This is a genomic window from Paraburkholderia sp. BR14374, from assembly GCF_040948685.1.
Taxonomy (GTDB): domain Bacteria; phylum Pseudomonadota; class Gammaproteobacteria; order Burkholderiales; family Burkholderiaceae; genus Paraburkholderia; species Paraburkholderia youngii.
The window spans coordinates 214,569-226,510 of record NZ_JBFPKF010000009.1 but is presented as its reverse complement, the minus strand read 5'-3'; the positions used below and the strand labels follow the sequence as shown (position 1 = coordinate 226,510).

Below are 11,942 nucleotides of genomic sequence, written 5' to 3'. Positions count from 1 at the left end.
GCCGCTTCGGGCATCACATCCCGCGTCAGACGCTTTGCTCGATCGGCACAATCTCGATCGGCGTCCAGTCCGGATCGCCGCCGTCCGCCGACGCGCGGTGACAAGCGCGCGCGTGATGGGCCGCTTCGAAGCGTTTCTCGATCCGGTTCAGGATCGACCAATACGCGCCGCGTTCGCCTTGCGCGATCGCTTCGACCAACGCGTCGTTCGCGTTGTAGTTGAACAGGCTCGCATTGGTCCCGAAGAACCGCCGGTCATTGCCGATCAGATCGGCAATGAACTGCTGCGGGTCCGGGCCCAATGCGGTCGGCAGATAAAACACCGGGTGCAGCAGATCGTCGTTGCCTTCGATATGGCCGTGCAGATTCGGATTCCCGGCATGGAGGCCTTCGCGGCGGATCATCTGCTCGAGCTCGGTGCCCGGAAAAATCCTCAGCCCGACCGTGACCGAAACACGCTCTGGATCGACCCGCTTGATGAACTCGATGGTCTCGCGAGCGGTCTCCTGCGTCTCGCCGGGTGCGCCGAACAGCAGTTCGATGATGTGCTCCAGACCGTGGCGCTTCGCGGTATTGACCGCATGTTCGATGTCGGGAGCACTGAAGGTGCGGCGCAGTATCTTCAGCATCGTTTCGCTGGCGGTATCGACGCCGAAGTTCATGCCGACGCAACCGGCCGCTTTCATCGCGGCCGCGAGTTCATCGGGAAACGGCCGCGGCATCCCGTACGCATACCACTGGATCTTTCCGGCGAGCCCGTGCCGGATGATGGCCGCGCACAACGCCATCGGATGCGCGACGCTCAAATTGAATTCCGAGTCGTTGATGTGAAAGACGTTGACCCCGCGCTCCTCGAGCGATGCCATCTCGGCGACGACGTCATCGGGTTCGCGCATGCGAACCGAGCGGCCTTTGATCAGCGGCTCGACGCAATAGATGCAGGAGCGATTGCAGCCGCGTTTCGTTTCGATGCCGATCTGGCCGCCTTTGGCGAAATAGTGCGGGTTGTTGACCAGCTCGCGTTTGTGAGGCCCTATGCTGGCCAACGGTCCGCATGTGTTGGGCGCGAGCGGCGTAGCGTGCACGCCGGCCGTATCGCGGTAGACCAAGCCGGGTATGTGCGTGAAACTCCTGCCTTCTTCGAGGCAGGTCAGCAGTTCGGGAAAGCTGAACTCGCCTTCCCGAACGATGCCGAAGTCCGCGTCGAGGTACGCAAGCAGTTTTTCCGGCATCACCGAATAGCCCGCGCCGCCCATCACGATCGGGACCGCGCGCGCACGCCGAAGCATCGCGACGATGTCCCTGATGCGCTCGAGAAAGCTGTAGCCGCTGGAGAAATAGACGTCGTCGGTATTTCGCAGCGTCACCCCCCAGTAATCCGGCGCGGCGGTGTGGCAGTGCTCGGCAATGGCCGCCTCGCAATCGTCGGAGAAGCACAGGTCGAGCAAGTTGAGCTCGAACCCTGCACGCTCCATCGGCGCCGACAGATAGTCGAAGGCAATCGGCGCAATCGCCGGCTTGATCTGGTTCGTGTTGACGAAGGTGACGCGCTTGGCCATGTTCGATCAGTCTCAGTGGAAAGTTTAGCGAGGGTTCGCAAGGGGTCGCAAGGGGTCGAAAAAGGGCGCGGCTAGACGGCGACGTCGATCGACATCTTCTGGCCCGCGCGGGCCACCGTCATCTCGCTCATGAATTCACTGAACCGATGCAGCATCACCGCCGAGAGGTGCTTCGCCTTTTCCTCGCAGTCGGAAAACGCATAGAAGCCCGGACCCGCGCTGCTCATCCCCGCGTACACCGCGCCCTCGCGTTGCATCGTCTCGTCGAACTCACGCATCACGTCGGTCCGGAAGATGCCTTCGAGCACCTTCATGTTGCTCATGCTGTTGAGTTCCCAGCCGTGCTTCAGAAACGCGAACAGGTCGTTGCGATGCAGCGCCGGTCGCAGTTTCTGTTCGATGAAGTTGCGCCACGCGGTGCCATAGCGCTTCTGCCACTCGACGAAATGCGTCGGCACGAAACCGGCCTCGGTGGTGCCGGACATGTCCGCGCCTTCGCCATGCGCACGCAGCGCTTCGGTCGATAGCGTGTCGTAGTTGCCAACGGCGGTGGTCACCCACAGGTTTTCCGAACTCAGGTTGCCGAGGAAACGGCCGTTGCCGTGTTTCTCGTCGACCCAGACCAGCCCGCCGAAGAACAGGCACGCTTCACCGACGCCGGTCTCGAGGCCGAAATACACGTGCTCGTCATCCTTCGCGGTCTCGACGTAGTTGCGGGTGATCATTTCCCACATGTCGTGCGGCGAAAACGGTGAGCCGAACAACGCGTTCAAGCCGGCGAGCGTCGCGGTGTTGAACGACACATTCGAGCCGAAGCCGCTGTGCTGATGCTGGATGCTGCGCAGCCGATCGACACGGATGTCGTCGCGTGCGTAGCCGACCGTTCGCTTGAACAACTCGAGCATGTGCCGCCCGCTTGGTACGTCGCAGCCGCCTTCGCCGTTGTTCGTCTTCGTGACGGTGATCTTGTGTCCGACCGTGCTCGTCGATACGCCGAGTCCGCCGCCTCCGAAGCCGGGCATCATTTGCATGAAGTCGAATACGGCGAAGTGAAGGCGCCCTGGCACCGAGACTTCGGCGCGATCGTAGCTCGGCACCGCGTCGCGCTCCCAGTGCGGCAGCACAGTCAAATTCGCCCCCGGCAGGAACTGCCCCGCTTTCGCCTTCCAGGCCTGATTCATTGCTCTACCTCCGTCCTCGTGAGTTCCAGGAATTCCAAAGGGCACCACCCATTGTTCGCGCTCCTAGTGCACTGTTCGTGCCAGGCATTCCTTTGCTGCGCGACGTGAGTCCCCGTCAGATGCAATGACGCAAGCAGGCAGCCAGATTTCAAAAGGCGCGACGATACATCCGCACATATAGATGTTTGGACGTCGACATGTGAACCGGGCCGGTATCAGACGTCGTGCAGTCGAGCGGCAACCAACAGATGCCCTTCACATGTTGGCCCGGCACCGACATTCGGCAGGCTGCGGGGGTCTCCACCCGAAAGTGCGTCGGCAAATCGCAGACACCGCTTCAATCCGCGCGATACCCGCGCCGCCTTTTCAGATCTGGGCACTTCGTTCCGTTCTTGCAGGGGATGAGGACGACTTGCGTGATGCCAATGAATCACTGGCATGAACCCTGCAAAAAGCGTCCGCAAGAAGTGGCACCGGTCGATCGCCACTCGTGACCCGCCCTCTTGATCTTTGCCGGGAGCCGCAGATGACAGCAACTTTGAAGGACGACGCGCTGGCGCGACGCCACATCGATTGGCCGCGCGCGTTGCGAGCGATCAAGGCGTTGAGGGAGAACGTGGACGACATTCAGCATGCCTACGAAGTGATGATCGCGCTCGACGGCGGTCAGATGGAGACGATGTACCAGCGCTTTCTGAGCGAGCCAGGCGCCGGCGCGCTGATTGCGGAGCAGCCGTCGCTGCTCGACACGCTCGCTGATTCCGACACGCTGCTGCGCTTGCCGCCCGGCTCGTTCGGCCGCGCCTACATGGCGATGATGGAGCGCAGCGGCTACAGCGCCGATGGTCTGCTGCAAGCAAGCCGGCTGGCCGCCGGTCTCGAAGAAATCCTGCCGGGCCCGGACCGTCAGTGGTTCATCGAGCGCAGCGGCTGCATTCATGACCTGCTGCATGTGTTGACGGGCTATGGACAGGACTGGGCCGGCGAGACCTCGCTTCTCGCCTTCGACTGCGGCCTCGAACCGATGCGTGCGCGCATCGTCGGTTTGCTCGGCACCGCGCTGACCGCGCCGTGGTGGCCGAACTTATGGGTCCATCGTTTTCTGCGCCGCGCGTGGCTGCGTGGCAAGCGCGCGCGCATTCCCCTCTCATACCGCTGGGAAGAAGCGTTGGAGCGACCGCTCGCACTCGTCCGCCTGCAACTGGCGATCGAGCCGGTCGCGCTCGCGCATCCCCAGGGCATCCTGGCCGGTGGCCAGACTCTGCCGTGGCGCTACGCCGCGCCGAGCAACGCGTGAACGGAAAGGAACCCACCATGGCCAGCACACCGAAAAATGCGTCGCTGCGCAACACCGTATTCGGCATCGTACGCACGCAGTTGCTGCGCGTCTGCCGCGAGCATCAGCGCAACTTCAACGCAGAGATTCACCTCGAGAGTTCGCTGATCGCCGATCTCGGCCTCGACTCGCTATCGCTCGTCGAAGCGGTGGTAGCGGTCGAGCAGGCGTTCGGCATCGACCGTCTGCCGCTAGAAGCGTTGAACGAAGAACACGCCGAAACGTATTTCACGGTCGGCTCGCTCGTGGACCTGTGCATCCGGCACGCCGCCATCCGCGTGGACGCCAACGAGGGGATGCGTACATGAGCCCGCGCCTTTCGCTGGCCACCGCGCAGGCAAGACGTGGCCGGCTTGCGGCCGCGGCAATTGCGCTCGGCAGCACGCTCGGCGGCTTGCCGCTGGCCGCCGAGGCGCTGCCGATCGCCGGCGCGTTCGTCTGCTCGCTGCTGCTGTACGGACGGATCGCCGGCGTCGCCGTTGAACCGGGCTGGCGTGTGCTGGCCGGCCTCGTGTCCTTTCTCCTGCTGTTCGTCCAGCTTCGCTTGATCGACGATCTCGACGATCTCGAACGCGACTATCCCGCCGGGCACGCGCTGTTGGCGCGCCGCGAGGCACGACGCACACGTCTCGTCGCCGGCCTCGCGACCAGCGCGCTGCTGCTCGTTGCACTAAACACCGGCATGGGGCACGCGAGGACGGCCGCCGTTGCCGCCACCGCCCTCGCCTTCGCCGCGCCGTTCGTATTCAAGCGCCTGCTCCCGAGCTGCCCGCTGCTGTGCTTTCCCGCATTCGAGGGGGCGCCCTTCGCGGTCTTCAAGTACGGCTATTTCTGGTGGCGCGACATGGCTGGCCGCGAACTGAGCTTCTATGTCGTGATGTGCGTAGCAGGCTCGATGTGGACCGGCTACGAATTCTGGAAGTTCTCGCGCAAAGTCGGCACCACCGCACTGCAGCCCTATCACCTGTCGGCGCGCGAAATCCGCGTCGCGCTGAATGTCCTGCTGATGCTGGCGCTCGGCATCAACGTGTCGCTGTCGCGCCTCGCAGGCCTGTCGCAAACCTATTCGATCTATGCGGCGACGCTGCCACTCGTATGGCTCGTCTGGCTCAACGCGAGCTGGCCGGGCCCCGCGAGCAGGCCGGGCCGCCCACGCTGGGCGGGCACGCGCTTCATCGTCGCCGTCGAGCTCGGACTGCTGGCCGAGATTCTCCTCAAATGACACGCAACCCTGGATGGTCACCCACGATGGATAAGCATGTTCTCGTCACCGGTGCGCGAGGTCTGTTGGGCGGCGAAGTGATCGCCCGGCTCACGGCAATGGGCTACCCGGTCGTCGCATTCTTGCGCTCCGAAGGACCGGTTGTCCGCAACGACGGCACGCCGCTCGCGGCAACCACGTACGACGGCCACACGCCTGCGGCCGGAAGCTTCGCGTGTGTGCGGGGAGACGTCGCCGAACCCCAGCTTGGGCTCGACCCGCACACCTACGAGGCGCTGCGCGCGACGACGGGCGCGATCGTCCACTGTGCCGCGCTCACTAGCTTCGGTCGCAAGCCCGAGGTCTACGACGCGATCAACTTTCGCGGCACCGAGCGCATCGTCGAGTTCGCGCAACCTCGCGACGACGCGCCGATTCCGCTGCTCTACGTGAGCACCGCCTATGTCTGCGGCGAACGCCCCGGCGTGTTCAGCGAGGACGATCTGGACCTCGGCCAGCGGCTGGGCAACCCGTATGAGCAGAGCAAGTACCGCGCGGAACAATCGGTGCGGGCGGCGATGCGCAACGGTCTGCCGGCCGCGGTGCTGCGCCCGTCGATCATCGTCGGCGACTCGGCGAGCGGCGTGATCCGCAAGTTCGACACGCTCTACACCGTCGTGCGCCTGACAGCCGCGGGACTCGTGCGCACGATGCCCGGCGACTACGGCGCGACGCTGAACATCGTGCCGATCGACTGGGTCGCCGACTGCGTCGTCGAGGCACTGGTGAAGTTCCCGCTGGTGCGCGGGCGCACGCTGCATCTGACCTCGGGCACGCCGACCACGCTGCGCGAAATCAACGACGTCTGCGCGGAGTTTCCGTCGTTTCACGTGCCTCGCTATGTGCCGCGGCATGTGTTCGACGCCGCCGCGATGAAACCGCTCGAACGCCGTTACTACGACGAGGTCGTGAAGCTGTACGAGTCGTACCTGACGCGCCAGGTGCGCTTCGCCCGCGACGCGACCGCCGCGATCCTGCCGGCCCTGCCTCGCGCGACCGGCAAAACGCTGCTGCGCAGGATCTTCCGTTATGGGATCGCGGCGGGCTACTTCGTGCCGCGCACGGCTTGACGCTCAGGGAGCCTAACCATGTTGATGACCGATCCGATGCTCGCCGAGCTCTGGCAGAAAGCGCGCACCGCTTTGAGCGCCCAGTTCGAACAGCGGGCACCGAGCGCCGTCTTTCTCGAAGGCTCGATCGCCGAAGGTTTCGGCAACGAGCGCTCCGATGTCGACTTCGTCGCGATCGTCGATAGCGGGCTGGAGCCGGCCACGATGCCGTACATCCTGTTCATCGACGGCCGCCGCATCGAAGTCAGGTTGCTGAGTCCGGCGCGCCTGCGCCGCGAGCTCGCGCAGGTTCGCGCAGCGCTCGGCAAAGGGCGTCGCGCGGTCGCGCGCCTGTCGTGGAATCTGCTCGAACGGTGCCAGCGCTTCATCGGCGCGCTGCCGATCGACAACCCGGCATTGATCGAAACGCTGCAAGCGGAGCTTGGCCGCGACGCGCTCTGCGAGGCGGTGGCGCTGTGGTTCGAGGATTTCGCGCGCCAGACCGGCCGCTATGCGGTCGCGATGTTCGCGCTCGGCGAGCCCGACTACGCCCGCGCCTGGATCAGAACCGCCGCGTTTCATGCGGCGAAGAGTCATGTGGCGCGGCTCGGCGAGTGCTACATGAGCCCGAAATGGCTGTCGCTGCAACTCGAACGCGCGGCTGTCGACGCGGGTCTCGCCGGCCGTCTGTGGAACCTGCTGCACGCGCCGCGCGAGCATGGCGCCGAAAGCGCGTTCCTCGCGGCAGGGGTCGCGCTGCTCCGCGAGTTCGGCGTCGGCGGTGTGAGCCTCGCGGCGGAGAACGTGCTGATCGGCCCAGGCAAGGACGCGACGACCTGGCAGATCGGCGAACGGGTCCATGTGCTGCGAGGCAGCGACGTCTTTGCGCTCGACGACGAAGCCGCCCAGGCCTGGCGTGCGATCACCTTCAATACCCCATGCACGGCCATCGCCAGCCGTGGCGGCGCGCAGGCAGCGAGCCGGCAGCGCGCGCTGATCGCGGACTTCAGCCGGCTGGGTCTCGTCAGCCTGCGCTGGAAGGGCAGCGGAGAAATCCACGCACGACAGCAGGCGACTTCGACGCCGGTGTCCCGTGCGCCGTTGATCTCGATCGACGGCGCACGCCTCGCGGCCGGCCGCGCGAGCGGTGCCCAGTTGCTGCCGATGCCCGCCGGGCGCTTCGCCGAAGCGGGCCTCGAGATGGTCTGGGCCAACATCGGCCTCGAAAATGCGCGCGAGGACGCCCAGGGCGCACTGCGGCGCGGCCAATGGAAGGTGCTCGAGTACGCGCTGCAACGGATGATGCAAACCGCCTGCATGGTCACGCTCGGCGCGCACGGCGTGACGCCGCAGTCGACGATGGAAGAAGCGACGCTCGACGCGATCCGGCTGCTGCCTCTCGATGCGGCGCTGATCGACGGCATCCGCGAACTCGAACAGTGCTCGATCGGATCGGCACCGGATGCCGAGCGTTACGTCGCGCTCGCCGATGAGCTCGCGCAGCGTCTGCGCAACCTCGGCGGCGACCCGCAGTTTCCGGCGAGCTTCGATACGGCGTCGGGCTGGCGCGGCACGATCCACGCCGCCTACGACTGGATCAACCTCGGTGCGCATCTGCACGCGCGCTTTCCGCAGACCGCTCACGGCGGGCGCGGTACCGCCGAGGAAGCAAGAGACCTGCTCGCTTCGTCGAGCACCTGAGCAACGGGGACCTCAATGAATTTCGACACCATTGCGCGCGCATGCGGCGAATTGGAAGCGGGCAAGAGCTACGCACAGCACGAGAGCTTCGACGCAAGCAGCAGCGCCGGCCCAACAGCATCGCCACGTTTGATCCTCACCGCGGCAAGTCCCGCCGAAGCCATCGAGCGGCTCGCCGGCAACAAGGGACGATCGCTCCATCGGCTGGCGAACCTCGGTGTAGCGGTGCCGCACTGGGCGATCCTCGGCACCGACTGCTTTGCGGAGTTCCGCCGCGACGGCGGCCTCGATCAAACCATCGCCACGCTGCTCAGCGACTTCACGCCCGTGAACGCCGCCGCGATCGCGAGCAGGATCTTCGAGGCCGTGCTGACGTGCGACATCAGCGCCGCGTTGCGCGCCGACATTGAACGCGCGCACGAAGCGATCGGAGACGGACCGCTCGCGGTGCGTTCGTCAGGTGTCGAAGAAGACAGCGCGAGCTTCTCGTTCGCAGGCCAGTTCGACACGTTCCTCGATGTACGCGGGCTCGACTCGACACTCGAACACGTGCGCCGGTGCTGGGCCTCCGCGTATTCCGAGCGCTCGCTGCGCTACCGGCATCAGCACGGACTCGACATGGCCGGCGCCGGCATGGCCGTGATCCTGCAGCGCCTCGTTCAGGCGGACACGAGCGGCGTCGTGTTCACGATCAACCCCGCCAACGGCAACCGCGACGAGCTGGTGCTGAGCGCCGTCTACGGGCTCGGCGAAGGACTCGTGTCGGGCGCCGTCGACGCCGACACGATCACCGTGGACCGCCACACCGGGCAGCACAAGCAGGTGGTGATCGGTGAAAAACGCGAGCGTCATGACGGCCGCCACATCCGCGAGGTGCCGGCCGCGCTGCGCGATGCTGCGGCCCTTTCCAACGACGAGATCGAGCGCGTCGTGGCAGCGGCCCGCACGCTCGAAAGCAGGTTCGGCGAGCCGCTCGATATCGAATGGTGTATCGCGGAGCACCAGTTGTGGATTCTGCAGGCGCGCCCGGTGACCACGCCGGTCGCACCGGCCGCATCGCGGACCGGCGAATTCCAGCTGTGGGACAACTCCAACATCGTCGAGAACTATCCCGGCGTGACCACGCAGCTGACCTTCACCTTCGCGCAACACGTCTATGCGCAGGTGTTCCGCGAGTTCTGCCGGCTGCTCGCGATTCCGCACAAGCAGCGGCGCGAGATGGACGGCTTCCTCGGCTCGACGCTCGCGTTCCTGAACGGGCGCGTGTACTACAACCTGCTGCACTGGTACAAGCTGTCCGGGCTCGCGCCGTTCCAGGACCTCGGACGCAAGATGATGGAAGTCCAGATGGGCGTCGACGAGCCGCTCGATCTGGCGAGCTTCGCCGAGCTGATCGCGCCGTACAAGGCCGGCTCGCGCGCTGGGCTCGCCTGCATCCGCGCCGTGAGCGGCACGAAGTTCGCGTGGCACTTCGCGCGGCTGGAGCGCAACGTCGAGCGCTTCCGCGCGTTCTTCTATCCGGTCTACGACGAGTTCAACGCGCTCGACTATCGCTCGCTTCCCGCCGATGCCGTCTATGCGCACTACTGCCGCTTCGAGCGGGCGCTGCTGGCACGCTGGGGCATGATGATCGTGCTCGAATCGGCGATCGGTCTCAGTTACGGCGTGCTCCGGCGCCTGATCAAGCGGTGGATTGCCGATGCGCCCGACTGGCTCGAAGTGGCGGTGATCGGCGGCATGGACGACATCGAGTCGATCGAGCCGGTCCGCAGGCTGGCCGCGCTGGCGGACGCCGTGCGGTCGAAGCCGCGGGTCGAAGCGCTGATCCGCAACACGCCGTCAGCCGACGCGTATGCGGCGCTGCGCGAATGCGGCGCGCCCGAGATCGTCGCCGACGTCGAGCGCTACCTCGCCGACTTCGCGTACCGCAGCAACAACGAGCTGAAGCTCGAAGAACCCGATCTGCGCGAAGACCCGGGCGTGCTGTTCGATATGTTGAAGGCCTCGCTCGCGCATCGCGCCGCAACGATCGATCGCAGCGCCACCGAAGCGCGCATCGACGCGTTGTTGCGTGAGCGGCTTAATCCGCTGCAGCGCTGGATTTTTGCCCGCGCACGCGGCCGCGTGCGCGCCGCGATCCGGGCGCGCGAGACCGTGCGCTTTTGCCGTTCGCGCGCGTTCGGGGTCGCGCGCCGGATGTTCCGCGCGATCGGCGAAGGTCTCGCCGCCGACGGCGTGCTGGCCACAGGCCGCGACATCTTCCATCTGCGTCTCGACGAAATTCGCGGCTGCTTCGAAGGCACCGTGTCTCACCGCGAACTGCGCCCGCTCATCGAGCAGCGCAAGCGCGACGACGCGAGCTATCGCGCGATGGATGACCTGCCGCCACGCTTCGTCACGCATGGCCCCGTAGCGGCCTGGCTCAGCAAGCCGGCCAACCTCGCCGCGCTGCACGCGGCGCCTGCTCATGCGGCCGGCGCGACGCTGCGCGGCACGCCCTGCTCGCCGGGCTTTGCCGAAGGGCCCGCGAAGGTCGTGCGCGAAGCGAACGAATTCGACGGCGGCATCCTCGTCACCTATCGGACCGACCCCGGCTGGGTCCCGGTATTCGCGTCGGCGACCGGCCTGCTGATCGAGCGCGGCAGTCCGCTGACCCATGCCGCGATCGTCGCACGCGAAATCGGCATCCCGACCGTCGTGCAGATTCCGGGTCTCACCACGCGCGTGCAGTCGGGCATGCAGCTCAAGGTCGATGGCCATAGCGGCGTGATCGAACTGCCCGAGCCGACCTGAAACGAATCCCCACCCCCTTGACTGACCACTGCAACCGCCCCTGAAGGAAACTGCCATGTACCGCCTGCTCAACGATCGTCGCGACCTGCCGCATCTGTGGCTCTACATCGAGTGCGCGCTGATATTCATCCCCGCCGCGGCCATGCTGTATTGGCTCGGCCACTTTCCCTGGTGGGCGGGCGTGGCCTATGTGGTCGTTTGGAACATGTTCGGCGACCGCTTCACGATGAGCTACCACTGCACGCTGCATCGGCGGCTCTTCAGGAAGAAGTACCGTGCGCTCGAAATCCTGCTCGACTGGGTGCTGTGCCCGTTCTTCGGCCAGACGCCGGGCACGTTCTATGTCCATCACATGGGCATGCATCACATCGACGACAACCTGCCACGCGACCTGAGTTCGACGATGCGGTTTCAGCGCGATAGCGTCATCGGCTTTCTGCATTACTACCTGCGCTTCGCCGCGCTGGTGCCGGTCGAGCTCAGCGTCTATCTGTGGCGCTCGCGCAATACGAAGCTGATGCGGCAACTGCTCGTCGGTGAGATCGCGTTCTACGCAGCGATCGGCGCGGCCGCGTACTGGAACCTGCGGGCGACGCTCGTCGTGTTCGTGTTCCCGTTCGTATTCGTGCGGCTGATGATGATGATCGGCAACTGGGTCCAGCACGCGTTCATCGACCCGGATCATCCGGACAACCCGTACACGAGCAGCACCAATACGATCGACTCGCGTTTCAATGCGCGCGTCTTCAACGCCGGTTATCACATCTATCACCACGTCCGCAAAGGCACGCACTTCAGCGAACTCACGAAGGAGTTCGCCGCGAACCTCGAGAAGTACGGTCACGAGGATGCGGTCGTGTTCGATGGAATCGACATCGCGCAGATCTGGCTGCTGCTCGTCACGCGCCAGCACCGCAAGCTCGCCAGGCATTTCGTGCGCTTGCCGGGCGCGCCGGTGCGCAGCGACGACGAGGTGATCGCGCTCTTGCGTCGCCGTCTGCAGCCGATCCGCGACTGGTCGCCCGCTGCTTCGCTCGATCACGGAATCTCGACCAAGTAAGCG

General features: G+C 65.4%; 9 protein-coding genes. 7 read left to right on the top strand and 2 right to left on the bottom strand.

What is annotated here, in order from left to right:
* Positions 1-25 precede the first annotated feature (25 nt).
* On the bottom strand, positions 26-1,558 hold the full coding sequence (locus tag AB3X86_RS22415; protein ID WP_368597687.1) for a radical SAM protein: 1,533 nt from the start codon (positions 1,556-1,558) through the stop codon (positions 26-28).
* Between the two features lie 71 nt (positions 1,559-1,629).
* Positions 1,630-2,739, bottom strand: coding sequence for a hypothetical protein (locus AB3X86_RS22410; RefSeq protein WP_368597686.1), 1,110 nt, complete (start codon positions 2,737-2,739; stop codon positions 1,630-1,632).
* A gap of 526 nt (positions 2,740-3,265) precedes the next feature.
* Between AB3X86_RS22410 and AB3X86_RS22405 the strand changes: the two genes are divergently transcribed.
* Genes AB3X86_RS22405 through AB3X86_RS22375 form a run of 7 tightly spaced genes read left to right on the top strand, consistent with a single transcriptional unit; the run spans position 3,266 to position 11,939 of the window.
* Entirely contained in the window at positions 3,266-4,036 is a 771-nt protein-coding gene (locus tag AB3X86_RS22405) for a Coq4 family protein (protein WP_368597685.1), read from the top strand.
* Between the two features lie 17 nt (positions 4,037-4,053).
* Entirely contained in the window at positions 4,054-4,383 is a 330-nt protein-coding gene (locus AB3X86_RS22400) for an acyl carrier protein (protein ID WP_368597684.1), read from the top strand.
* Positions 4,380-5,297 (top strand): hypothetical protein, encoded by a 918-nt coding sequence (locus AB3X86_RS22395; protein WP_368597683.1) that lies wholly within the window; start codon positions 4,380-4,382, stop codon positions 5,295-5,297. Before AB3X86_RS22400 ends, AB3X86_RS22395 begins: the two co-directional genes overlap by 4 nt.
* A 26-nt stretch (positions 5,298-5,323) precedes the next feature.
* Positions 5,324-6,406, top strand: a complete 1,083-nt coding sequence (locus AB3X86_RS22390) for an SDR family oxidoreductase (RefSeq protein WP_368597682.1) — start codon at positions 5,324-5,326, stop codon at positions 6,404-6,406.
* Between the two features lie 18 nt (positions 6,407-6,424).
* On the top strand, positions 6,425-8,086 hold the full coding sequence (locus AB3X86_RS22385) for a nucleotidyltransferase domain-containing protein (RefSeq protein ID WP_368597681.1): 1,662 nt from the start codon (positions 6,425-6,427) through the stop codon (positions 8,084-8,086).
* 15 nt (positions 8,087-8,101) lie between these two features.
* Complete coding sequence (locus AB3X86_RS22380; RefSeq protein ID WP_368597680.1) at positions 8,102-10,879, top strand: phosphoenolpyruvate synthase; 2,778 nt, start codon at positions 8,102-8,104, stop codon at positions 10,877-10,879.
* Between the two features lie 55 nt (positions 10,880-10,934).
* Entirely contained in the window at positions 10,935-11,939 is a 1,005-nt protein-coding gene (locus AB3X86_RS22375) for a fatty acid desaturase (RefSeq protein ID WP_368597679.1), read from the top strand.
* Positions 11,940-11,942 lie beyond the last annotated feature (3 nt).